Origin of the sequence: Neisseria sp. (assembly GCF_041804105.1) — a bacterium.
Taxonomy (GTDB): Bacteria; Pseudomonadota; Gammaproteobacteria; order Burkholderiales; family Neisseriaceae; genus Neisseria.
This window is the reverse complement of sequence record NZ_JBHCJY010000121.1, coordinates 1-22,713: the sequence shown is the minus strand read 5'-3', so window position 1 is coordinate 22,713 and position 22,713 is coordinate 1. Positions and strand designations below refer to the sequence as shown.

General features: G+C 57.7%; 19 protein-coding genes and 1 pseudogene. 11 read left to right on the top strand and 9 right to left on the bottom strand.

The features are described from left to right. Positions 1 to 185 (top strand): hypothetical protein (locus ACEYDX_RS10430; RefSeq protein ID WP_373741954.1); only part of this gene is annotated, 185 nt, incomplete at its 5' end. A gap of 23 nt (positions 186 to 208) precedes the next feature. On the opposite strand, the gene ACEYDX_RS10425 is transcribed toward ACEYDX_RS10430, so the two are convergent. The 6 genes from ACEYDX_RS10425 to ACEYDX_RS10400 form a co-directional block, all read right to left on the bottom strand. Next, complete coding sequence (locus ACEYDX_RS10425) at positions 209 to 850, bottom strand: alpha/beta hydrolase (protein WP_373741953.1); 642 nt, start codon at positions 848 to 850, stop codon at positions 209 to 211. Between the two features lie 189 nt (positions 851 to 1,039). Next, positions 1,040 to 1,855: a symmetrical bis(5'-nucleosyl)-tetraphosphatase gene (locus ACEYDX_RS10420; RefSeq protein WP_373741952.1), complete on the bottom strand. Its 816-nt coding sequence runs from the start codon at positions 1,853 to 1,855 to the stop codon at positions 1,040 to 1,042. 308 nt (positions 1,856 to 2,163) lie between these two features. Then, the gene (rfbD, locus tag ACEYDX_RS10415; RefSeq protein ID WP_373741951.1) at positions 2,164 to 3,027 is read right to left on the bottom strand and encodes a dTDP-4-dehydrorhamnose reductase; all 864 of its coding nucleotides are present in this window, start codon (positions 3,025 to 3,027) and stop codon (positions 2,164 to 2,166) included. Further along, entirely contained in the window at positions 3,024 to 3,560 is a 537-nt protein-coding gene (gene rfbC, locus ACEYDX_RS10410; protein ID WP_373741955.1) for a dTDP-4-dehydrorhamnose 3,5-epimerase, read from the bottom strand. The genes rfbD and rfbC overlap by 4 nt, the downstream gene beginning before the upstream one ends. Positions 3,561 to 3,774: 214 nt before the next feature. Next, on the bottom strand, positions 3,775 to 4,644 hold the full coding sequence (rfbA, locus tag ACEYDX_RS10405; RefSeq protein ID WP_373741950.1) for a glucose-1-phosphate thymidylyltransferase RfbA: 870 nt from the start codon (positions 4,642 to 4,644) through the stop codon (positions 3,775 to 3,777). Positions 4,645 to 4,854: 210 nt separating this feature from the next. Next, positions 4,855 to 6,630 carry an assimilatory sulfite reductase (NADPH) flavoprotein subunit gene (locus tag ACEYDX_RS10400; protein ID WP_373741949.1) on the bottom strand — a complete coding sequence of 592 codons (1,776 nt, stop codon included), beginning with the start codon at positions 6,628 to 6,630 and terminating at the stop codon, positions 4,855 to 4,857. A gap of 312 nt (positions 6,631 to 6,942) precedes the next feature. On the opposite strand from ACEYDX_RS10400, the gene gloB reads away from it, so the two are divergent. Further along, complete coding sequence (gene gloB / locus ACEYDX_RS10395) at positions 6,943 to 7,701, top strand: hydroxyacylglutathione hydrolase (protein ID WP_373741948.1); 759 nt, start codon at positions 6,943 to 6,945, stop codon at positions 7,699 to 7,701. Between the two features lie 79 nt (positions 7,702 to 7,780). Beyond that, positions 7,781 to 8,221 carry a hypothetical protein gene (locus tag ACEYDX_RS10390; protein WP_373741947.1) on the top strand — a complete coding sequence of 147 codons (441 nt, stop codon included), beginning with the start codon at positions 7,781 to 7,783 and terminating at the stop codon, positions 8,219 to 8,221. Between the two features lie 153 nt (positions 8,222 to 8,374). Here the strand turns inward: ACEYDX_RS10390 and ACEYDX_RS10385 are convergent, their stop codons facing one another. Both ACEYDX_RS10385 and argH read right to left on the bottom strand, forming a co-directional pair. Then, positions 8,375 to 8,971: a nucleoside triphosphate pyrophosphatase gene (locus tag ACEYDX_RS10385; protein ID WP_373741946.1), complete on the bottom strand. Its 597-nt coding sequence runs from the start codon at positions 8,969 to 8,971 to the stop codon at positions 8,375 to 8,377. Positions 8,972 to 9,442: 471 nt separating this feature from the next. Then, entirely contained in the window at positions 9,443 to 10,831 is a 1,389-nt protein-coding gene (gene argH / locus ACEYDX_RS10380; protein ID WP_373741945.1) for an argininosuccinate lyase, read from the bottom strand. A gap of 55 nt (positions 10,832 to 10,886) precedes the next feature. On the opposite strand from argH, the gene ACEYDX_RS10375 reads away from it, so the two are divergent. From ACEYDX_RS10375 to prmB, 3 genes are all read left to right on the top strand, one after another. Further along, positions 10,887 to 11,921 carry a sensor histidine kinase gene (locus ACEYDX_RS10375; RefSeq protein WP_373741944.1) on the top strand — a complete coding sequence of 345 codons (1,035 nt, stop codon included), beginning with the start codon at positions 10,887 to 10,889 and terminating at the stop codon, positions 11,919 to 11,921. Positions 11,922 to 12,295: 374 nt separating this feature from the next. Then, positions 12,296 to 12,670, top strand: coding sequence for a hypothetical protein (locus tag ACEYDX_RS10370; RefSeq protein ID WP_373741943.1), 375 nt, complete (start codon positions 12,296 to 12,298; stop codon positions 12,668 to 12,670). Positions 12,671 to 12,748: 78 nt separating this feature from the next. Further along, positions 12,749 to 13,648: a 50S ribosomal protein L3 N(5)-glutamine methyltransferase gene (gene prmB, locus ACEYDX_RS10365; protein ID WP_373741942.1), complete on the top strand. Its 900-nt coding sequence runs from the start codon at positions 12,749 to 12,751 to the stop codon at positions 13,646 to 13,648. Between the two features lie 539 nt (positions 13,649 to 14,187). On the opposite strand, the gene ACEYDX_RS10360 is transcribed toward prmB, so the two are convergent. Next, positions 14,188 to 14,664, bottom strand: coding sequence for an FxsA family protein (locus ACEYDX_RS10360; protein ID WP_373741941.1), 477 nt, complete (start codon positions 14,662 to 14,664; stop codon positions 14,188 to 14,190). 307 nt (positions 14,665 to 14,971) lie between these two features. Between ACEYDX_RS10360 and ACEYDX_RS10355 the strand changes: the two genes are divergently transcribed. The 5 genes and pseudogenes from ACEYDX_RS10355 to ACEYDX_RS10335 form a co-directional block, all read left to right on the top strand. After that, entirely contained in the window at positions 14,972 to 15,685 is a 714-nt protein-coding gene (locus ACEYDX_RS10355; RefSeq protein ID WP_373741940.1) for a peptidoglycan DD-metalloendopeptidase family protein, read from the top strand. 392 nt (positions 15,686 to 16,077) lie between these two features. Beyond that, positions 16,078 to 16,791: an S-methyl-5'-thioinosine phosphorylase gene (locus ACEYDX_RS10350; RefSeq protein WP_373741939.1), complete on the top strand. Its 714-nt coding sequence runs from the start codon at positions 16,078 to 16,080 to the stop codon at positions 16,789 to 16,791. Between the two features lie 144 nt (positions 16,792 to 16,935). Continuing rightward, the gene (locus ACEYDX_RS10345; RefSeq protein ID WP_373741938.1) at positions 16,936 to 19,974 is read left to right on the top strand and encodes a DNA translocase FtsK; all 3,039 of its coding nucleotides are present in this window, start codon (positions 16,936 to 16,938) and stop codon (positions 19,972 to 19,974) included. 478 nt (positions 19,975 to 20,452) lie between these two features. Next, positions 20,453 to 21,082, top strand: coding sequence for a GDSL-type esterase/lipase family protein (locus ACEYDX_RS10340; RefSeq protein ID WP_373741937.1), 630 nt, complete (start codon positions 20,453 to 20,455; stop codon positions 21,080 to 21,082). A gap of 166 nt (positions 21,083 to 21,248) precedes the next feature. Beyond that, positions 21,249 to 22,713: pseudogene (locus ACEYDX_RS10335) on the top strand (glycine dehydrogenase (aminomethyl-transferring)); the annotation flags it as partial.

The window sequence follows — 22,713 nt, the reverse complement described above, 5'->3', positions numbered from 1 at the left end:
TTGTTGCGAGCGAACGTAGGGCATACCGGATTTTCCGCCGATGGTCGGCATACGAAGGCCGTCTGAAATATTTTCAGACGGCCTTCGTTTTGGACGCTGTGCGAACCATCCGCCGGTGCATACGGCAAAGCGGTTGTGCTGTGGCCGTTATCGTTGCGCTGTTGTCAGACAGCCGACAGCCATAGCCGCACACGGGTCAAACGGCGGTTTAATCGTCGTCGTCCAGAATCAGCGGGGCGTAGCGCAGAACCGTGTCGCGTAGGGGGATGAGTTTGCCGTGGAAAAAGTGCGAAGCGGCAGGCAGGACGATGGTGGGCAGGTCGAGCGGTGCCGCCCATTCGAGCGCGTTTTTCAGGGGGACGACTTCGTCGTCGGCTCCGTGTATCAGCAGGGTGGATGCGGCATCGGGCAGGGGCGGTTCGGCGCGCTCGGTGTACATTTTGACGGCGGGGCCGATGAGCAGCAGCATATCGGGCTTGCGTTGGGCGGCGGCAAACAGGGAAACGTAGCCGCCGAAGGAAAAGCCCGCCAAAACGAGTTTGGGCGCTTCGGGATGTTGGGCGCAGGCGTAGTCGATGACGGCGGTGCAGTCGTCGGTTTCGCCGCGTCCGTAGTCGTGTACGCCCGGGCTGTTGCCGACGCCGCGCAAGTTGGGCAGGTAGCAGTGAAAGCCGAGGATGTTGAGCGCTTTGGCGGCGGTTTGGATGACTTTGTTGGTGTTGGTACCGCCTTGCAGCGGGTTGGGGTGGTTGATGACGGCCACGCCTTTGGCGTTGCCCCTGACGGGAAGATAGATGGTTTCGAGCGGCCCGCACAGGCCGGGAATCTGGATGGTGTCGGGTGTCTGCATGATGCTCTCCTGTTGCGGCCGTCTGAACCGGTCTGAATCGGGGCGGTAAAAAAACCGCTTTTCAGACGGCCGTCGGTTTCGGACACGGTGGTGTCGGCTAGGGATAGGGTTAAAGTACCACAAGATGGCTGTGCGCGTCATGCGGGGTGCGGGGGAGATGGCCGTCTGAAGGGGCTTTTAATGCAGTTTTTACCATTTCAAACCGTTTTTTGCGTCCACTTGCACGATTTCGCCTGTATCAAGATTGGCGGCGGAAAGCTGCCCGCCCCAAAGTGCGCCCGTGTCGAGCGAGAGTACGTTGCGGCGGCGGACGATGCCCAACGCCGACCAATGGCCGAATACGATGGTGCGGTCGAGATTGCGGCGTTCGGGCGCGTCGAACCAAGGCATCAGTTCGGGCGGTATTTCTTCGAGCGTGGATTTGAAACCGTAGTCGAGGCCGCCGTCGGCGGTGAGCGCGCGCATTCTCGTGAACACGTTGGTGATCATGCGCAGGCGGTCGTAACCTTGCAGCCCGTCGTGCCAGCAAACGGGTTTGTTGCCGTACATATTGGCGAAATACTGCCCGACGCGGCTGCTTTGCAGTTCGGCTTCGACTTCTCGGGCAAGGGCTTCGGCTTGGGGGATGTTCCATTGCGGCAGCAGGCCGGCGTGGACGAGCACATGGTTTCCGCCGCCGATCATCAGCGGTTGCGCGCGCAGCCAATCGAGCAGTTTTCCGGCTTCGGGATGGTTGAGAATCGGGGCGATAGTATCGCTGCGTTTGATTTTGCCGTGTCCGTAGGCAACGGCCAAAAGGTGCAGGTCGTGGTTGCCGAGTACGGTTTGCACGCTGCTTGGGTGTTTGAACGCGAATTCGAGTGCTTCGAGCGATTTGGGGCCGCGGTTGACGATGTCGCCGGTGAGCCAGAGTGTGTCGCGGCCGTGGTTGAAGCCGATTTTGGCCAGCAGGGTTTCGAGTTCGTCGTAACAGCCTTGGATGTCGCCGATTGCGTAATGTGCCATGGTGTTCCTGAAAGGGGTTGTGCGGGGCAGGGGAGGCCGTCTGAAAAAAAACGCTGTGCCGTGATTGCGGTGCGAAGAAAGGATGCGGCGGATGTTTGGCCGCGTCCGGCTGTTTTAAGATGTCTGCATACACAGGTATGGCGGCGGTTGTGCCGCGGCAGTACAGCATGGCTGACGGCCGTTTTCAGACGGCCTGTTTTACCGAACCGGCCAACAGACACCGCACGTAATCACAACGGGCGGAGGTCTGCCGTTTTTATGGTGCGCCGACAGGATTAAGTACCGTCTGAATGCTTTAAAAACGGCGGTTACAGCAGTTTGCCGACCACATCCGCCAGCGCTTCGCGCCAATCGCAGGGCGGCAGGTAGAGTTCGTTTTGCAGTTTGCCGCAGTCCATCACGCTGTATGCGGGACGGGATGCGGGCAAGGGGTAGTCGGCAGTGGTAACGGCTTGGGTGCGGGGGGCTTGGAAACTGCCGCTGCGCTGTGAGGCCGTCTGAAAAACGGCTTCGGCGAAACCGTGCCAGCTGACGGCTTCCTTGCCGCAGTAGTGGTAGATGCCGCGCAGGGTTTCTTCGCGCTTGAGGGCGGCGATGATGACTTGGGCAAGGTCGCCTGCGTAGGTGGGGCAGCCGGTTTGGTCGGCAACGACGGAGATTTCGCTGCGTTCGGCGGCCAGTTTCAGCATGGTTTTGACAAAATTACTGCCGTATTCGCTGAATACCCACGCGGTGCGGATAATCAGGCTGTCGGGATTGGCGGCGAGCGCGAGCAGTTCGCCCGCGAGTTTGGATTTGCCGTACACGTTTTGCGGATTGGGCAGGTCGTGTTCGAGATAGGGGGTGTCGGCATTGCCTTCGAACACATAATCGGTGGAAATGTGGATGAAGCGTGCCTGCGCGTTGCGGGCGGCTTCGGCCAGATTGTGTACGGCGGTGCCGTTGACGGCAAAAGCGGCGGCGGAATCCGTTTCGGCCTTGTCGACGGCGGTAAAGGCGGCAGCGTTGACGACGGCGTCGGGTTGGAAACTGCCGACCATGTTGTTGACGGCGGCTGCGTCGGTGATGTCGAGTGTGGCGGAGTCGGCGGCGATGATCTGCCAGTCGTCGGGCAGGCGGTCGCGCAGGCAGCTGCCGAGCTGGCCTTTGGAGCCGGTAAGCAGGATTCTCATTTGAACAGTTCCTCTAAGGTTTTGCCTTGGCTGTCTTTGGGCGACAGGAGCGGGTTGCCGAGCGGCCATTCGATGCCGACGGCGGGGTCGTTCCAAATCAGGCAGCCTTCGGCCTGGGGGTTGTAGAAATCGGTGCATTTGTATTCGAAATCGGCGACGTCGCTCAAAACGGCGAAACCGTGGGCGAGGCCCGGCGGTATCCAGAGCTGGGTTTTGTTTTCTTCGCCGAGGACGACGCCCGCCCATTTGCCGAACGTGGGCGAATCGGGGCGGATGTCCACGGCAACGTCGAACACTTCGCCGCGCACGCAGCGCACGAGTTTGCCCTGCGGATTGGCCGTCTGAAAATGCAGGCCGCGCAGCACGCCTTTCTGCGAGCGGGAATGGTTGTCCTGCACGAAATCGAGTTCGATGCCGAGCATTTCTTCGTAGCGGTCTTTTTTGAAGGTTTCGAGAAAAAAGCCGCGTTCGTCGCCGAACACTCTGGGTTGGATGATTTTAACGTCGGGAATGGCGGTATCGATAATCTGCATGATGTGTTCCGTTTCGGTCGGCGGGGTGGCTTTCAGACGGCCTTCGCGTTGTGAAGGCCGTCTGAACGGGGACGTGGTGTGTCCGGCGTTTCCGCAGCGGTTGTCGCAAAGAATGGCCATGCGGAAAGAAAAGCCGTTTGGCATACGGGCGGCGGTGCGGATTTCCGTTTGCGCGGACACGGCACGGGCGGGTTTCGGCGGGCAGGGCTACCCGCTACGCGCCGTTCAAAAGCCGTTGCAGGTATTGCCCGTAACCCGTTTTCGCCAGCGGGCGGATGCTTTCGGCCAGTTTGTCGGCGGACAGCCAGCCTTTTTTGAAGGCGATTTCTTCCAGACAGGCGATTTTCAGGCCCTGCCGTTTTTCGATGGTGTGGACGAAATGCGAGGCTTCGAGCAGGCTGTCGTGCGTGCCCGTGTCCAGCCATGCGAAACCGCGTCCCAAAACTTCCACGTTCAGACGGCCCTGTTCGAGATAGGTGCGGTTGACATCGGTGATTTCGAGTTCGCCGCGCGCCGAGGGGCGGATGTTTCTGGCGATTTCCAGCACGTCGTTATCGTAGAAATACAGGCCGGTAACGGCGTAATTGGATTTGGGTTCGGCGGGTTTTTCTTCGATGGACACGGCCTTGAAGTCTTGGTCGAACTCCACCACGCCGAAACGCGCGGGGTCGGACACCTGATAGCCGAACACCGTTGCACCGCTTTCGCGCGAAGCAACGGCGGCCAGTTTGTTGCTGAAGTGTTCGCCGAAATAGATGTTGTCGCCCAAAATCAGGCATACGCTGTCGCGGCCGACGAATGTTTCGCCGATGATGAAAGCCTGCGCCAAACCGTCGGGGCTGGGCTGTACCGCATAATCGATGTTGATGCCGAAATTGCTGCCGTCGCCGAGCAGCCGCCGGAAGCCGCCGATGTCGTCGGGGGTGGAAATCACCAAAACGTCGCGGATGCCCGACAGCATCAGCACCGAGAGCGGGTAGTAAATCATCGGTTTGTCGTACACGGGCAGAAGCTGCTTCGATACGCCGTGCGTGATGGGGTAGAGCCGTGAGCCGGAGCCGCCGGCCAGGATGATGCCTTTCATGGTTTTCTTTTCTGTATCGGGGGTTTTCTGCAATGTTGTTTTCAGACGGCCCGACGGGAACGGGCAGGCCGTCTGAAAGCATTGTAAACCTTGATACGGATTTCGTCATCGGCAGATGCGGCAGGGCCGTCTGAAACCGTGTTCAGACGGCCCTGTACTGTGGGCGCACAATCGGTGGAACGGCTGTTTCACGCCCGCACAGGTGCGGCTTCAGTACACGTCGCGCTGGTAGCGTTTCTCTTCACGCAGGTCGTTGAGAAATTCTTCCGCATCGTCGCGGCTCATGCCGCCTTGTGCGGAGATGATATCCAAGAGCGCGGTTTCGACGTCGCGTGCCATGCGGGTTGCGTCGCCGCAAACATAAATGTGTGCGCCTTCCTTCAGCCATGCCCACACGTCGGCAGCGGCGGCGGCGAGCTTGTGCTGCACATACACTTTTTCCGTGCCCTGTCTGCTCCATGCCAAATCGGCGCGGGTCAGCAGGCCGTCTTTGCGGAACTGCTGCCATTCGGCCTGATACAGGAAGTCGTCGGTAAAGCGTTGGTTGCCGAAGACGAGCCAGTTTTTCCCTTCGTCGCCGTTGGCCGCGCGCTGCTGCATAAAGGCGCGGAAGGGGGCGATGCCCGTGCCCGCGCCGATCATGATGACGGGCGTACCGCCGTCGGCGGGCAGGCGGAAATGGGGATTGGGTTCGACGAACACGCGCACTTCTCCGCCTTCTTCGAGCCGTTCGCCCAAGAAGCCCGAAGCCGCGCCGGTGTAGCCGTTGCCGTGGTGGATGAAGCGCACCATGCCGACGGTCAGGTGCACTTCGTCGCCGACTTCGTCCTGCGCCGAGGCAATGGAATACAGGCGCGGGGTTTGGGCGCGGAACAGGTCGGCCAGTGTTTGCGCGTCCAAAGCAAAGGGGTAGGCGGCCATCACGCCCACGGGCGGATTTTCGGCGATAAAGGCTTCCAGCGCGGCGGCATCGGCGGCGGTTGCCTGCAAGTCCGCGTTGCCCGAAAGAGCGGCATACTGCTGCACAAAGGCAGGTGTGTTCTGCGTAATATCAAGATGTTGCGTTAAGGCCGTCTGAATGTCGGCAGCCGTGCCGTCGGCAAGGTTGACTGTTTCGCTGCCGTTCAGGCGGTTTAGCGACAGGATTTCCTGCACCAAGTCGGGCGCGTTTTGCGGCCATACGCCCAATGCGTCGCCCGCCTGATAGCGGATGCCCGAACCGGCAAGGTCGATTTCGATGTGCTCCACGTCTTTTTCCGCATCGCGCGACGTGATTTTCTGGCGCACCGACAACGAAGCGGCATAGGGTTTTTCCTTGCCGTAAACCTGTTCCGGCACGTTTTCAGACGGCATCAAGTCTGCGGCGGCAGGAACGGCGGACTGCTGCGCGCACAATTCGATGACTTTCGGCACCACAGCGTTGACCCACGCATCGGCGGCCGTCTGAAACTCCAAATCACACACGCCCGCATCGGCCAACCGTTTGCCGCCCAATTCGGCGAATTTCGCGTCGAAATCCTTACCGGCCTGACAGAATTTCGGATACGACGAATCGCCCAAACCCAATACGGCAAACGTCAGGCCGTCGAGTTTGGGGGCTTTTTTGCCGTTGAGCAGTTTGTAGAGCGGCAGGGCTTCTTCGGGCGGTTCGCCTTCGCCTTGGGTGGACGTAACCAGCAGCAGGATGTCTTCGTCGGGCAGGGTTTTGCTTTTGAAATCGGCTGCCGACACCAAGCGCGCGTCAACACCGCCCGTTGTCAGTTTGGCGTGTAAATCCTGCGCCACGCGGCGGGCGTTGCCTGTTTGCGAAGCGGACAAGACGGTGACACGGCGTGCGGGCACGGCGGCAGCGGGCAGGGCGGTTTGCGGGATTTGTCCGCCTTGGCTCTTCGCCCAGCAGTAACCCGACAGCCACGCAAGTTGGACGGGGGACAGCGATGCAAGCTGCGCCGACAGCTCGGGCGGCAGCGGATTGGCTTGGTTCATGGGATTCGTTCCTCGGATTATTCTTGTTCGGAAAGCCTTCGACGCAGGCGTCTGCAAAATACCGCCACTGTAAACAGGTCGTCTGAAAAAAGGAAAGAATGCTTGGTTTTAATGTAAGCTGTTTTTGTTATAACCGGAAATTTTCAGACGGCCTTCACGGTATTTTGCGTGTATCATTCCCGTTGGAACACAGCTGTCCGGTATGGAAAGCACGGCCGCAAAGGATGCTGCCGAGCCGTACCGCGGGAAAACCGCATCTGCCGCCCATACCAGTACATTCGGCAAAATCCACAGAACGAAAGGACGCAAACCATGAACATCGTGCCCGTAAAGGCTTTTTCCGACAACTATATTTGGATGATCGAAGCGGACGGGGCCGCCGTCTGCATCGATCCGGGCGAAGCCGCGCCCGTGCTCGCGTTTCTTGAAGCAGGCCGTCTGAAACTCGACCAAATCTGGATTACTCACCACCACGACGACCACACCGGCGGCATCGCCGCGCTCAAACAGGCCTTCCCCGAATGCCGCGTGTACGGCAACACCGACATCGCTTCGGCAGACGAAACCGTCGGCGAAGGCAGCAGCGTCCGTTTCAACGGCAGCACCGCTTCCGTGTGGCACACCCCGGGCCACACCGACGGCCATTTAAGCTATCTGCTGCAAACCCCCGGCGGCCTGCACGTTTTCTGCGGCGACACCCTGTTCAGCGGCGGCTGCGGCCGCGTGTTTACCGGCACCGCCGCCCAGCTTTACGGCAGCCTGATGCGCTTCGGCGGCCTGCCCGACGATACGCTTTTTTATCCCGCGCACGAATACACCGCTTCCAACCTGCGTTTCGCTGCCTTTATCGAACCCGACAACGCCGATATTCAGACGGCCTTGTCCCAAGCAGCCGAAACGCCCACGCTGCCCGTTACGCTGGCACACGAAAAACGCATCAACCCCTTCCTGCGCTGCGGACTCAAACAGGTTGCCGAACGCGCGGCGGAATATGCGGGGCAGGATTTGTCCGGCGGCGAAGCGGTATTTACCGCATTGCGCGAATGGAAAAACGGGTTTCAAATCTATTGACGAGAAGTAAATGCCGTAACAGCAAAGGCCGTCTGAAAAACGTTTTCAGACGGCCTTTGCTGCGGATAAATCAGCCGGGATGAATGTCGAGCGCAACCATAAAGACAAAAGCGGCAAACAGTACCAAAATTGCCAATATATAGCGGATTTAATTAATTTTCGATACAAGGCGCAGCAAGCCGCAGACAGTACAGGTAGTACGGCAAGGCGCAGCAACGCTGTAGCGAAAGTTAAGTTAATCCGCTATAAACACAATCCGCCTAAGATATTTAATACAGGCAGGAATTTTTGCAAAAAAGTCATACGCTGCCAACGAAAGGAAATATCAGAAAACCTTATTCCGAATATTACCCCAAGATTATGTTCGGATATTGTTTGGCCGCACACCGGCAAGACGGGGTTCTCCGGACTTTCGTCATTTCCGAACAGGCGGGAATCCGGCCTTAAAACCATCAAGTATTCTATTTCGATAGCTTACGAAAAAACGACTGGATTCCCGCCGGCGCGGGAATGGCGATAATCGGATGTTTCAGACGGCCTGAACGACTTGCAAAGGTCTCAGTCCTATGGTCTGATTAAACTGAAGCTGTTGTATTGTGAAGCAAATACCGTAATGGCAAAGGCCGTCTGAAAAACATTTTCAGACGGCCTTTGCCTTACCGTTACGCGCTGTTCAAAACGGCGGCACGTCCGCCCCCGCTTCCCGCAGCAGTGCCGCAGTTTCAAACACGGGCAGCCCCATTACACCCGTGAAGCTGCCCGCCAGCCGTTCGACAAACAGCCCGCCCAAGCCTTGAATGCCGTATGCCCCCGCTTTGTCGAGCGGTTCGCCGCTGCGGATATAGGCTTCGATTTCTGCTTCGGTCAGGGTTTTGAATGCCACGTCGCTCTGCTGCAAAACTTCATGCGTTTTCCCCTGCCAAAACACGCAGACGGCGGTGTACACCTGATGGGTTGTCCCGGACAGCGCACGCAGCATCGCAGCGGCATCGGCGGCGGATTCGGGTTTGCCGAGAATGCGGCTGCCGAGCGCGACGGTGGTGTCGGCGGTCATGACGGGAAATTCGGGTGCGCCGCGTCCGGACAGGCCCCACAGCCGCACGGCTTCCGCGTTTTTCTCCCGTGCCATGCGGCAGACGTAGGCTTCGGCCGGTTCGTTTTCAGACGGCGTTTCGTCGATTTCCGACGGCAGGCGGATAACGGTGTAGCCTAGATTTTCCAGAATTTCACGGCGGCGCGGGCTGCCGGAAGCGAGGTAAAGGGCGGACATTCGGAGATTCCTGTCAAAACTGCAAATCGATATTCGGGAAATCAATATTTGTTTTAATAAAAAATGTACGCTTTTTATTTTAAATATAGGCTGTATTTGAATATCGGGTTAACGGCGTACGTACCGGTAAGACGGGTTTTTCCTGTTTCCGTCATTCCCGCGCAGGCGGAAATCCATGTTTGGAATCCGGGTTTTTTTTGAACTACTGCTTGTGAATATCTATAGCGGATTAACTTAACTTTCGCTACAGCGTTGCTGCGCCTTGCCATACTACTTGTACTGTCTGCGGCTTGCAGCCTTGTATCGAAAATTAATTAAATCCGCTATAAATATGGACTCTTGCCGCACGGAAATGATGAAAAACCAAGCATTAACGCAATATCCAAGCAGCCTTGGTTTTATTATAAAGTGATGGAAATCAAGCATGAAACTCAGGCCGTCTGAAAAAGGTTTTCAGACGGCCTGAGTGCATCAATTCTGTTGCGCCAGTACGCCACGCCAGTATTCCGCCTGCAAACGCACCTGTTCGGGCGCGGTACCGCCCAAGTGGTTGCGGGCATTCAGGCTGCCTTCGGGTGTGAGTATCTGATAAACGTCTTCAGCAATCAGGTCGGAAAAGCCTTGCAGCATTTCTAAAGGCAGGTCGCTCAAATCCACGCCTTTTTCATCGGCGTGGCGCACGGCTTGGGCGACGACTTCGTGCGAGTCGCGGAACGGCATGCCTTTTTTCACCAGATAGTCGGCCAAGTCGGTGGCGGTGGCGAAGCCCTGCATCACGGCGGCGCGCATGTTTTCGGGCTTCACAGTTACGCCGCGCATCATGTCGGCGTAGATGCGCAGGGTGTCGATGAGCGTGTCCACGGTATCGAACAGCGGTTCTTTGTCTTCCTGATTGTCTTTGTTATACGCCAAGGGCTGCGATTTCATCAGCATAATCAGGCCGGTGAGATGGCCGATTACCCGGCCGGATTTGCCGCGCACCAGCTCGGGCACATCGGGGTTTTTCTTCTGCGGCATGATGGAGGAGCCGGTGCAGAAACGATCGGCGATGTCGATAAAGCCGAAGCGCGGGCTCATCCACAAAATCAGCTCTTCGGAAAGGCGGCTCAAATGCACCATAATCAGGCTGGCCGCAGCGGTGAATTCGATGGCGAAATCGCGATCGGACACGGCATCGAGCGAGTTGCGGCAGATGTCTTCAAAATCCAACAGTTTTGCCGTGGTTTCGCGCTGAATCGGATAAGTCGTACCGGCCAGCGCCGCCGCGCCCAAAGGCATACGGTTGACGCGCTTGCGGCAGTCGGCCATGCGCTCCCAGTCGCGGCCGAGCATTTCCACATAGGCCAGCATATGGTGGCCGAAGCTGACGGGTTGGGCAACTTGCAGATGGGTAAAACCGGGCATCACGGTTTCGGCGTTCTGTTCGGCCAAATCGATTAAGGCCGTCTGAAAATCGCGGATAAGGGCTTGAATGATGCTGATTTGGTCGCGCAGCCACAGGCGGATGTCGGTGGCGACTTGGTCGTTGCGACTGCGGCCGGTGTGCAGGCGTTTGCCGGCATCGCCGATTTTGTCGGTGAGGCGGCGTTCGATGTTCATGTGAACGTCTTCCAAATCCAATGACCATGTAATTGTTCCGCTATTTATTTCTGCTATAATCTCGGCCATTCCCTGCCGGATGGCGGCCAAATCGCCTGCGCTTAAAACGCCTGCTTCGCAGAGCATCTGCGCGTGTGCCAATGAGCCTTGGATGTCCCATTCGGCCAGGCGTTTGTCGAAATCAATCGAGCCGGTGTATTTTTTGACCAGCTCAGTTACGGGTTCGTTGAAACGGCCGGACCAGGTTTTTTGCTTGTTCATCGTTCGGTTCTTTCGTTATTCGGATGATTAAAATAAAAATAAAAGGTTGCAGATTATGTCATTACACAAGACGGCATCTTGGTTTGCGGTACCCGATTTGAGGAATTCCGCCAGCGTTGTCCGGCTGATACTTTCCACCGCCGTTACCCTTCTGGTGCTGCCGCTGGTCAGCGGTTCGCCCATGGGATACGAAGAAGAGCTGTTTCACCATGTGCGCTGGATTCTGCCCGTTTTGCTGGCGATTTTCGTGAAAGCCTATTTCATCAACGGCTTTTTTCCGTCGCTTTACCACGGCAAATACACCGCCCTGGTTGCGCATGCGTCGAATGTTACCATTTTTGTGCTGATTGATTACGTTATTTTGAAAGACCAAGGCAACTTCTGGCGGCATTTTTGGCTGATGAACCTGTTTTCGCTCGGGGTGATGTATATCGAAGCAGCCCGCCGCTACAGTCTTGCACCGTCGCTTTCCGAAGCCCGCCTCTCCGCGCTGACCGCCCGCATCCGCCCGCATTTTCTGTTTAACAGCCTCAACGCCGCCATCAGCCTGATCCGCCTGCGCCCCTATGATGCCGAAACCCTGCTCGAAAACTTGGCCAACCTGTTCCGCGCCCAACTGCGAGACGGCAGCCAAAACAGTACGCTGGGGCAGGAAATCGAATGGGCGCAGGAATACATCGCCATCGAGCAAATCCGCATGGGACACACCCGCGTGCAGGTAATGTGGCAGCATCAGGCACCCGACGATGCGGAAACGCCGCATCTGCTGCTGCAACCGCTGCTGGAAAACGCCGTATTCCACGGCATCGAATCCACCCACCGCCCGGGTGTGATTTCCGTGCTGACCAAACGCCACAAGTCGTCCATCTACATCCGCATCGAAAATCCGTTCGTCCCGCCCGACAGCAGCGAAAATGCCAAGCCGCACAAAGGCAACTCCATGGCGTTACGCAATCTGAACGAACGCCTTGCGCTGATGTACGACAACGACGCTAAAATCCAAAGCCGCCAAATCGACGGCATTTTCCGTGTCGACATCAAACTGCCTTACCGCAAGAAAACGTCGGATTTGCAGACGCTGTTCGGTTGAGTGCTATGGCGGACAAACCGCAGCAGCGGTACGGCGGTTTTGCTGCGGCGGCATCGTCTGGGCAGGTTTGAATCTGTCTATGGTCTTTAGGCCGTCTGAAATAACGGGCGGTTTGGGTGTTTGCCGTTAATCTTGAGAAGGCGGGCGGCGGGCATCCAAAGTTCGTTCACAAGAGCATGAATACGTAAGCCGTCTGAAATCGCCAAACCGGATTACGGCTCGTTCGGAAATGACGGTTGTAAAAGTTCCCTTGTAAATCAATATGCCGTACAAACGCAGTTATCGGCGATAACTTACAGGCCGTCTGACAGAAAGGCCGTCTGAAAAAATTGTTCAGACGGCCTTAAGTTTTTGAACAGCATCAGGCAGAAACCATGACCCGCAAACACCGCACAAAATCCGGCAGACAGAAACAGGCGTATCAAAACGACATCCTGTTTATGCGCGCGTATCTGATTACGCTCGGCTTGCTGTTTGTCTGCCTGGCCGGTCTGCTCGTGTGGCTATTCATGACGGCAACAGGCCGGACGGATATTTCTGCCGTTTATATGACATGGGCAGTATTTCTGGTGTTCCTGCTGCTCGGGGCGGCATTGTGCGGTGTCGGGCTGTTCGGCAGCAACAAGGCGGTCGACTGGTGGGCGGATACGCTGGGCGGCACCGATATTGAAATCTTGGCCGTTGTGGTTCTTGCCGTTCCCGTTTACCTGCTGCTCAAGCGGTTTGAAAACAGAAAGCTGCGGAAATAACCGAAGGCCGTCTGAAAAACTGTTTTCAGACGGCCTCTGCTATAATCCTGCCCGTCCGAAATCCTTAACAGGCCATCCATGTATATCCCGTCCACCCGCCGTCTGAATACCGTGCGCGACTTTCTGCGTTATGCCGTCAGCCGTTTCAACGAAGCCGGACTTACTTTCGGTCACGGCAGCGACAATGCCCACGACGAAGCCGCCTACCTGATTCTGCATACGCTCAACCTGCCGCTCGATATGCTTGAGCCGTATCTCGACGCGTGCCTGCTGCCGCACGAGCGCAAAAACCTGCTGAACCTCATCCGCCGCCGTGCAGACGAACGGATTCCCGCCGCCTACCTGACCAATCAGGCGTGGCAGGGCGATTTCGACTTTTACGTCGACGAACGCGTGATTGTGCCGCGTTCCTTTATTTACGAGCTGCTCGGCGAGCCGCTGTTGCCGTGGATAGAGCACGAAGAACTTGTGCACCGCGCCTTGGATTTGTGCACCGGCAGCGGTTGTTTGGCCGTTCAGATGGCGCACCATTATCCCGCCGCCGAAATCGATGCCGTCGATTTAAGCCTTGATGCTCTTGAAGTGGCCGCCGTCAATGTAGAAGATTACGGTTTGGAAGAGCGCATCAACCTGATTCACACCGATCTGTTCGAAGGTTTGGAAGGTACTTACGACCTGATTGTGTCCAATCCGCCCTATGTTGATGCCGACTCGGTGGCCGCCTTGCCCGACGAATATCTGCACGAACCCGAGCTGGCCTTGGGCAGCGGCGAAGACGGCCTCGACGCCACCCGAGAAATCCTGTTGCAAGCCGCCAAATTCCTGAATCCGAAAGGCGTGCTGCTGGTTGAAATCGGCCATAACCGCGATGTGCTGGAAGCCGCCTATCCCGAACTGCCGTTTACCTGGCTGCAAACCAGCGGCGGCGACGGTTTCGTCTTCCTGCTGACGCGGGAAGAATTATTGGGGCAGCGGTAAAATTTTAGGCAGCTACGGTTAACACCCTACGGTACGTAACCGTACGGAATGCTGTTGACCGGCACAGGCCGTCTGAAAAACAGCTCTGTCCCGACAAAATTGCGTATGATTACGGTGTGCGGTCTGACCGTACTGCGGTGTCTTCCGTCATTCCCGCGCAGGCGGGAATCCATATTCGATAGTCGCAATTGCTTGTTTAAATAAAAGATATTGGATTTCAAACATGTACTCCCGCCTGTGGGAATAGCGGTTGTCTGCGGTACGCACATCAATCAACACGATGTAAATACAGCTAGCTAACTAAGGCTAAGGCCGTCTGAAAACATTTTTCAGACGGCCTTTTCCCGAATTTGTTTGCGAATCCGTTTCCAGTCAAAAAGCGGTGATGCGGCAAACAAGCCATATCCGAGAACGATACGCCGATGGCCGGCGCACAGGCACGGCGTACGGCCCGGCCGGATCAAGCGGCGGAATCGTACACAAGCGTTAAAAGGCCGTCTGAAAACCTGTTTTCAGACGGCCTTGTCGTTTGCACGGCATCAGTCGGGTTTGTGTTCGATATAGTCCTGATGTTTGGCGGTGTCGGTGCGGGTAACCGTGTATTCGCCTTCGATAACGTCGCCTTTGTCCGCATCGGGGCGCGAGAAGGGCGGGCGGCGGTTTTGGAAGACGGTTTCCGCATGAATGTCGGCGACGGGGCGGCCTTTGAACGGCAGCAGCAACAGCAGCGCAACGATGGTGGAAACAAATCCCGGGCTCAACAGCAGCAGCGCGGCGACGGCATAGCGTATCGGCCAAAGAAGCTGGTAAAGCGATACTTTGTTGCCGCTGCGCATGGTGGCACCCGCCACCAATACGCCGGAAAGGCCGGTATTGCGCAGCATGACGATGCCGCCGACGAAGCTGGCCAGCATCAGGAAAAAGGTCAGGCCGCCGCCGAGCCAGTCGGCCACCCATACGATGGACATGATTTCTAAAAACAGCAGTACCAAAAAGCCGATACCGAAAAATTGCATGGTTTTGATTCCTTTGGGATTTGCGAAGACTGCGAAAGCGCAGGCAGAGTCTAACATAGTGTCGGACGGCGTGCTTTCAAGAGTGGGGAGGTTCGGCCGGGCAAACGGCGGCAGGCCGTCTGAAAAACGTTTAGGGATGCGGGGCAGGGGAAGGGCAGGCGCGGTTTTCGGCCGCATTTATCGGCATTCATTCATAAAGAATACGTTTGTCGCTTTTTTAAACCGTTCGGGTAAAAAAAAGTAAAGCATCCGCCGACAGGCCGTCTGAAAGTGGGGCGCGCAGCCGAGTTTTGCTATCCTTACGCCCATGAAAAATACACACCACCCAAAACAGCTCAAAAATACCGTTTTCTGCACCGCATTGGCCGTGCTTTTGGCCGCCTGTGCCGGCACGCCGACCGGCGGCCCCGTGCCCGAAGGCCATTACCGCGTCCAGCATGGCGATACGCTTTACCGCATCGCCAAACGCTACGGGCGCAGCGTTTCGGAACTGGCGGAATGGAACCGCCTGTCCAACTCGGCCCGAATCGAAGCCGGGCAGGTTTTGCGGGTGCGCCCCAAAGGTGCGTCGGGCAGAACCGGCGGCGTAACAACGCCGGGCAGTCCCGGAGCGGCCAATAACGAAGCGCGCGCCGTACAGCCCGTCAACCGCGTCGCCCTGCAATGGCCGGTGGACAACGCTGCCCAAAACATCATCCAACCCTATAACGGCAGCACCAACAAAGGTATCGACATCGCGGGTGCGCAAGGCCAGCCGGTTAAAGCCGCCGCTGCAGGCAAGGTGATTTACGCGGGCGAAGGCGTGCGCGGTTACGGCAAACTGGTGCTGGTCAGCCACAACCGTTCCACCATCACCGCCTACGCGCACAACGACATCATCGCCGTGCAGGAAAACCAAAGCGTTGCCGCCGGCCAAACCATCGCCACCATGGGCATGAGCGAAACCGACCGCGTGAAACTGCATTTCGAAGTGCGCATCAACGGCAAGGCGGTTGACCCGATGCCGTATTTGGGCAACTGATTGTTTCGGATTGCGTTTGAATGATGCGTTGCCGATGCCGATACTGCTATTTCGTCTGAACGGGAGTGGCGGTTGTGAACGGTTGTCCCGCACGATTCAATACGTTCCAACCCAAATACATGTTCAACCCACATAACCGAATATTTTGAACACACGGCCGCATTGCCGCATTCTGTTTTGTACGGAATGCGGCGATGCGGCATTTTTATCTGTATGCCGTCAGCACAATGCCCAAACACGGCCAATAGTGAAAACGCTGCATGCCGTATGGCCGTCTGAAACCTGATTATCCTTATATAACTTAGGGTTTTTCTGCATGCCCATACCTTATCTCCCGAACTTGCCCCTTGTGCTATGATGCCGTCTGAAAAAACACCCATAAGGACACTCCCATGCTTGCAGTAATCGGCGGCAGCGGCCTTGCCCGTTTGCCCGAACTTTCCATTACCGACCGCCGTATCGTTCGCACGCCCTACGGTTTGCCCAGCAGCCCGCTGCTTTACGGCAGGCTCGGCAGCATCGACATTGTTTTTCTCGCCCGCCACGGCTTCAACCATACGGTTGCGCCGCACGAAATCAATTACCGCGCCAATATCCGCGCATTGGCTGATGCGGGTGCGGAGCAGATTATCGCCGTGTCGTCGGTTACTGCCGTCGGCGGCTGTTTCGAAGCCGGTGCGCTGGTGATGCCGCACGACTTGATTGACTACACCCACAGCAGGGCGGCCACGTTTTTCGAGGGCGAGGAACAGGCGGTGGTGCACACCGACTTTACCCGCCCGTATTCCGATAATTTGCGCCAGACGCTGGCCGGATACGCCGTTTCGCAGAATACACAAATCTGTTCCGAAGCCGTATACGGCTGCATTCAGGGGCCGCGCCTGCCTACGGCTGCGGAAATGCGCCGTTACCGCAACGACGGCGTGGACGTTGTCGGCATGACCGGCATGCCCGAAGCCGTGCTCGCCCGCGAACTCGGTTTGGAATATGCGCATCTGTGCGGCGTAACCGCGTCCGACTGTTTCAGTTCGGGCCGTTCCGCTTCCTGCGATACGGATGCCGACCTTGCCGTTACCAAAATCCGCGCATTGCTGGCGGGTTTGTAAGTTTTTTCAGACGGCCTCTGTACGAGCCTGTGGCGCACAGGCCGTCTGAAAAAGTGTGTTTGTGTTGCCGTGGTTGGTTATCGGGCGGGAAAAGGTTAAAATACGTTTCTTTTTTGCTGTTCAACAAACGGGGTGGTTTCGTCCATGGAATTTCTGATTATCCTTCTGCTGCTCGGCGTTATCGGCGGTGTGTTGTGGCTGCGCAGCCGCGACGAAGAGATGTGGACGCGCGAAATGCAGCGCATCAACCAGCCGCGCACGCAGCTCGAGTTGCTGGTGGAGGAAGACGTGCGCACGGAAACCACATCCGATACGCAATCCGAAGAAGCACGCGAAAAAACCTTAACCGAAAAAGTGTACGACGACATTTCCGCCCGCGTGGGCTGGCTGGTCAGACAGTTTACCGAAAAGCCGGAACTGGAAGAAAACGCGCGCGATGCCGCCTATGTGGATGCGTCGTCGCCCTACAAGCGCAAAACGGAGTCGGAACAGGCGGCTTCGATTTACGATTTGCAGACGGCCCCTGAGGACGACGGGTGGGCGGAAGTCCCTGAAGGCGGCAGTTTGCAGATGTTCGGTGCGGAAGCAAAACCTGCGGCAAAACCGCGCATCCGCGCACGGGTGGCGCGTGCCGTGCCTGAAATCGTGCCGTTCGAGGAGATGGAAGAACCGGAATACCGTTCCGCCAAAGTGGTGGATGCTTCGCTGCCGGTGATTACGCTGGAAGAAGCCACCCGTGCGCTGCACGAATCCCAACTCGAAGCATGGGCGGCCGCAGCCGAACGGCAGGCGGCCAAAGCCGAAGAATCAGAAACTGCGCCGAGGCCGAAACCCGATGCGTCGCTGCCGACCATCGAGGCCGACGATCCGGCATTGCGCCGTACGCGCAACCGGCTGCTGGAAAACGTGCAGCATGCGGTGCAGAACGTGCCGCAGCCGCCCAAAAAGGAAGAACCCGAATACAAGCCGTCTGAATCGGCGGTGCGCGAAGAAATCGGTTTTGAAGACATTCATGCCAACCTTTTGGGTAGACGCACGGTGCGCCGCAAAAAAGCGGAAGCGCAAGTGCCGCCGCCCGAGCCGAAAGTCCTGCGCCGTGAAGAAGTGTTTTCCAATCTGTTCCAATCCGATGCACCTGCGGTGCGCCGTCCGTTCCACCGTATCGACGCGGCCATGCAGGACAGCGTGATTCCCGAAGCCGCTCGGGTGGAACAGGGTGCGGCCAAAGTGAAGCCGAAACCCGTTGTCCAAGCGGCGAAACCGCCTGCGCCGTTTGCCCATGCCGCGCCGGCTCATACCGCAGCGTTTGAAACGGCCGGTTCGTCCGCCGTCGAAGCCGTGTTCATCGCGCATCCTGCCGCGCCCACGGCCACGGTGGTCGAACCGCCGCAGATGCCGCCGGTGCAGGCGCGCCCGATCGACATTCCCGAGCCGCCCGTGTTCCGAGGCGGTTTGGAACCCGTTTCCGGTGCGGAAGCCTATGTGGACGGCAACCGCCATTGGTCGATTGCCGACCGCCTGACCCAAAAATCGGCGGATGCGGAACAGGAAAGCAGGCCGTCTGAAAACCCGCAAAGCCTTGTTCAGACGGCATCAAACATCCAATCCGCCCGACAAACGGAAACCAAGGCCGGAGAAGTTCATGCGGAGAAACCCGCCGGTGTGTCTGCTCCCGCAACGCGTCTGCCCGAATTTTTGGATGATGCCCATCTGCCCACCACCGCGCTGCTGCTGCCGCCCGAATTCAATCCCGCAGCACAGCAGACGGACGAAGCCCTGCTGGAAAACAGCATCACCATCGAAGAAAAACTGGCCGAATTCAGGGTGAAGGTCAAGGTGATGGATGCCTATGCGGGGCCTGTGATTACCCGCTACGAAATCGAACCCGATGTCGGCGTGCGCGGCAATGCGGTGCTGAATCTGGAAAAAGACTTGGCACGTTCGCTCGGCGTAGCTTCCATCCGAGTGGTTGAAACCATTCCGGGCAAAACCTGCATGGGTTTGGAACTGCCCAACCCGCGCCGCCAGATGATACGCCTGAGCGAAATCTTCAATGCGCCCGCGTTCCGCGAATCCAAGTCCAAACTCACGCTCGCGCTCGGCCACGACATTACCGGCCAGCCTGTTGTTACCGATTTGGCCAAAGCCCCGCACCTGCTGGTGGCGGGTACGACGGGTTCGGGTAAGTCCGTAGGCGTGAACGCGATGATTCTGTCGATGCTGTTCAAGGCCACGCCCGACGACGTGCGCATGATTATGATCGATCCGAAAATGCTCGAGCTTTCCATTTACGAAGGCATTCCGCACCTGCTCGCGCCCGTGGTTACCGACATGAAACTGGCCGCCAATGCGCTGAATTGGTGTGTGAACGAAATGGAAAAACGCTACCGCCTGATGAGCCATTTGGGTGTGCGCAATCTGGAAGGCTACAACCAGAAAATCAAAGAAGCCGTGGCTCATGGCAGTAAAATCCCCAATCCGTTCAGCCTGTCGCCCGACGATCCCGAGCCTTTGGAAAAACTGCCGTTTATCGTGGTGGTGGTGGACGAGTTCGCCGATCTGATGATGACCGCAGGCAAGAAAATCGAGGAACTGATTGCCCGCCTTGCGCAAAAAGCCCGTGCCGCAGGCATCCACCTAATTCTCGCCACCCAGCGGCCGAGCGTGGACGTGATTACCGGTCTGATTAAGGCCAACATTCCGACGCGCATTGCCTTCCAAGTGTCGAGCAAAATCGACAGCCGTACCATTCTCGATCAGATGGGCGCGGAAAATCTGCTGGGACAGGGCGATATGCTGTTCCTGCCGCCCGGTTCGGGCTATCCGCAGCGCGTACACGGCGCGTTTGCATCGGATGGCGAAGTACACCGCGTGGTCGAATACCTGAAGCAGTTCGGCGCGCCCGACTACATCGATGACATCCTTGCCGGAGCTGGTGGCGACGATGCCGCGGGCTACGGTTCGGGCAACGGCGGCGAAGTGGACGAAATGTACGATGAGGCCGTTGCCGCCGTTATCAGCACGGGCAAAGCCAGCATTTCCAACCTGCAACGCCATTTGCGCATCGGTTACAACCGTGCCGCCACCCTGATTGATCAAATGGAGGCCGACGGCATCGTTTCCGCACCCGAAACCAACGGCAAACGCATGGTACTGGCGCGCGGCGGCAGCCATTTGGATTGATGAAGCCAGCCATATTCAGGCCGTCTGAAAAACCGTTTTCAGACGGCCTGAATTGCGCTCCGTATGGGCGGGCTGAAGTTTCCGGATTGCCGTTGCTTGGTGTTTGGCATACGCAGCCGCCCAACGCCGTTTATACAGGCCGTTTGCTGACCGTTGCGGCTATTTGGCTGAAAGACGGGCTTTAAGGCCGTCTGAATTGCTTCGCGCCATATATTTTGAAGGCTGTATTCGGACGATACGGTTATGACGCTGAGAACGTCATTCCCGCGCAGTCGGGAATCCGGACGTTTAAATTCCAGTTACCTTTGAAACTCTGGGTTCCTATCGTGTGAGACTGGAGTCCGCTTGCGCTGGAATGACCGAAGTCGGAGACATCCGTCTTGCCTGTGCTCCATCAAGATCATATCCATACACAGCCATTATTTTTTATCCTGATGACACCGTTTTATACCGTTTCCACGCCCGAGGCCGTCTGAAAATGTCTTTATCCCGTAGTCTTTCCCGCCGTTCGTTCCTGCTGTTTGCCGCTGCGCTGTCATTGTCCGCATGCAGTCGCGAGAGCGGCAAACCGTTCAAATTGACGAAAAACACCAAAATACTGGCCTTGGGCGATTCGCTGACCATGGGGCAGGGCGCGCCGAAAGGGCAGGATTATCCGTCCGTATTGGCGGAGCTGACGGGTTGTACGGTGATCAACAGCGGCATCGGCGGCAACCAGACAAGCGATGTCCTGCTGCGGCTGCCAGAGGCGTTGGCACACAAGCCTGATGCGGTGCTGCTGTGTTTGGGCGTGAACAATTTCCTGCACCAAGTACCCGAAGAGCAAACCGTGGCCCAAATGGGCGAAATCATCGGCAGGATTCGCGAATCGGGTGCGGCGGTGCTGCTGCTGGCCGCGCCGTATATGCAGTTCGACCGTTTGGACGAGCCGATGTCGGATGCACCGATTTACAGGCCGTTGGCGGAGCGGTTCGGATTGCCGTTGCTGGAACACGCGCTTTCCGAAGTCCTGAGCGACAAAAAACTGAAAGCCGACGGTATCCATGCCAATGCGGCGGGTTATCGGCGGTTTGCGGAAAAAGTGGCGGCTTTTTTACAGGCGTTGTGAATGCGAAAGCCGTATCCGAGGCCGTCTGAAAATCCGCTACACGCCGCTACAAACCTGTATTTTCTGCCGCCGTTCTGTATTAGAATGGCGTTTTTTACAGCCTGCGGAAAGGCCGTCTGAAACTTTTTCAGACGGCATCAAGCCGACAAACTTAGAGGAAAAACCCATGAACCTGAATACGCTGTTCAACCCCAACGAATTCGCCCCCCGCCACATCAGTTTTGCCGACGAAGCCGCGCTGCTGGCGGCTTTGGGCGAGAAAAGCATGGCGGATTTTGTGGACAACACCGTGCCGGAGAGCATCCGTATGCCGTCCGAACTCGACCTGCCCGACGCGCTTACCGAGGCGGATGCGCTGGCGAAGCTCAAGGGCATGGCGGCGAAAAACCGGGTGAACAAGAGCTATATCGGGCTGGGCTATTATCCGACCCGCCTGCCGAACGTGATTTTGCGCAACGTGCTGGAAAATCCGGGTTGGTACACGGCCTACACGCCGTATCAGGCGGAGATTGCGCAGGGGCGGTTGCAGGCTTTGCTGAACTTCCAGCAGGTGTGCATCGATTTGACGGGCTTCGAGGTGGCGGGTGCGTCGCTGCTGGACGAGGCGACCGCGGCGGCGGAAGCGATGGCGATGGCCAAGCGCGTGGGCAAGTCGAAGTCGAACCGCTTTTTTGTGGACGAGCGCGTGTATCCGCAAACGCTGGACGTGATGAAAACCCGTGCCAAATATTTCGGTTTCGAGCTGGTGGTGGGCAGTTTTCAGACGGCCTCCGAGGGCGAGTATTTCGGCGCGCTGTTCCAATATGTGGGCAAAGACGGCGACGTGGCGGATTTAGCCGACGCGATAGGCCGTCTGAAAGAGCAGGGCGCGATTGTGGCGGTGGCGGCCGACGTGATGAGTTTGGTTTTGCTGAAACCGCCTGCCGAATTGGGCGCGGACATTGCGCTGGGCAACACGCAGCGGTTCGGCGTGCCGATGGGTTTCGGCGGGCCGCACGCGGCGTATTTCGCGTTTAAGGACGAGTTCAAACGCTCCGCGCCCGGCCGCATCATCGGCGTATCGAAAGACGCTTCGGGCAAGCCCGCGCTGCGCATGGCGTTGTCCACGCGCGAGCAGCACATCCGCCGCGAGAAGGCGACGTCGAACATCTGCACCGCGCAGGCTTTGCTGGCGAATTTGGCCGGCATGTACGCGGTTTACCACGGCCCCGAAGGGGTGAAACGCATCGCCGAACGCATTCACGCGCTGGCCTGTGCGTTTGCCGCCGCGCTGGTTTCAGACGGCCTGAACGTGGTGCACAAAGTGTTTTTCGACACCGTGGCCGTGGATTTCGGCAGCGCGGACAAGGCGGACGCGGTGTACCGCCGCGCGCTGGACGCGGGCTACAACCTGCGCCGCGTGAGCGAAACCGTATTGGCCGCGGCGTTCAGCGAAGAGAGCACGCCCGCCGAAACGGCCGAACTGATTGCCCTGTTCGGCGGCAAGGCCGAGATGCCGTCTGAAACGGCCACATGCCTGTCTGAAAACCTGCGTCGCAGCGGCAAAATCCTGCAACACCCCGTGTTCAACCGCTACCACACCGAACACGAAATGCTGCGCTACCTGAAAAAGCTGGAAGAGCGCGATTTGG

Coding starts and splice junctions, on each gene's coding strand:
- ACEYDX_RS10355 (WP_373741940.1), top strand. CDS start 14,972: ATGAAAAATACACACCACCCAAAACAGCTCAAAAATACCGTTTTCTGC.
- ACEYDX_RS10360 (WP_373741941.1), bottom strand. CDS start 14,664: ATGCAATTTTTCGGTATCGGCTTTTTGGTACTGCTGTTTTTAGAAATC.
- ACEYDX_RS10420 (WP_373741952.1), bottom strand. CDS start 1,855: ATGGCACATTACGCAATCGGCGACATCCAAGGCTGTTACGACGAACTC.
- ACEYDX_RS10350 (WP_373741939.1), top strand. CDS start 16,078: ATGCTTGCAGTAATCGGCGGCAGCGGCCTTGCCCGTTTGCCCGAACTT.
- rfbD (WP_373741951.1), bottom strand. CDS start 3,027: ATGAGAATCCTGCTTACCGGCTCCAAAGGCCAGCTCGGCAGCTGCCTG.
- ACEYDX_RS10390 (WP_373741947.1), top strand. CDS start 7,781: ATGAATGTCGAGCGCAACCATAAAGACAAAAGCGGCAAACAGTACCAA.
- rfbA (WP_373741950.1), bottom strand. CDS start 4,644: ATGAAAGGCATCATCCTGGCCGGCGGCTCCGGCTCACGGCTCTACCCC.
- prmB (WP_373741942.1), top strand. CDS start 12,749: ATGTATATCCCGTCCACCCGCCGTCTGAATACCGTGCGCGACTTTCTG.
- rfbC (WP_373741955.1), bottom strand. CDS start 3,560: ATGCAGATTATCGATACCGCCATTCCCGACGTTAAAATCATCCAACCC.
- gloB (WP_373741948.1), top strand. CDS start 6,943: ATGAACATCGTGCCCGTAAAGGCTTTTTCCGACAACTATATTTGGATG.
- ACEYDX_RS10340 (WP_373741937.1), top strand. CDS start 20,453: ATGTCTTTATCCCGTAGTCTTTCCCGCCGTTCGTTCCTGCTGTTTGCC.
- ACEYDX_RS10375 (WP_373741944.1), top strand. CDS start 10,887: ATGTCATTACACAAGACGGCATCTTGGTTTGCGGTACCCGATTTGAGG.
- argH (WP_373741945.1), bottom strand. CDS start 10,831: ATGAACAAGCAAAAAACCTGGTCCGGCCGTTTCAACGAACCCGTAACT.
- ACEYDX_RS10370 (WP_373741943.1), top strand. CDS start 12,296: ATGACCCGCAAACACCGCACAAAATCCGGCAGACAGAAACAGGCGTAT.
- ACEYDX_RS10425 (WP_373741953.1), bottom strand. CDS start 850: ATGCAGACACCCGACACCATCCAGATTCCCGGCCTGTGCGGGCCGCTC.
- ACEYDX_RS10345 (WP_373741938.1), top strand. CDS start 16,936: ATGGAATTTCTGATTATCCTTCTGCTGCTCGGCGTTATCGGCGGTGTG.
- ACEYDX_RS10385 (WP_373741946.1), bottom strand. CDS start 8,971: ATGTCCGCCCTTTACCTCGCTTCCGGCAGCCCGCGCCGCCGTGAAATT.
- ACEYDX_RS10400 (WP_373741949.1), bottom strand. CDS start 6,630: ATGAACCAAGCCAATCCGCTGCCGCCCGAGCTGTCGGCGCAGCTTGCA.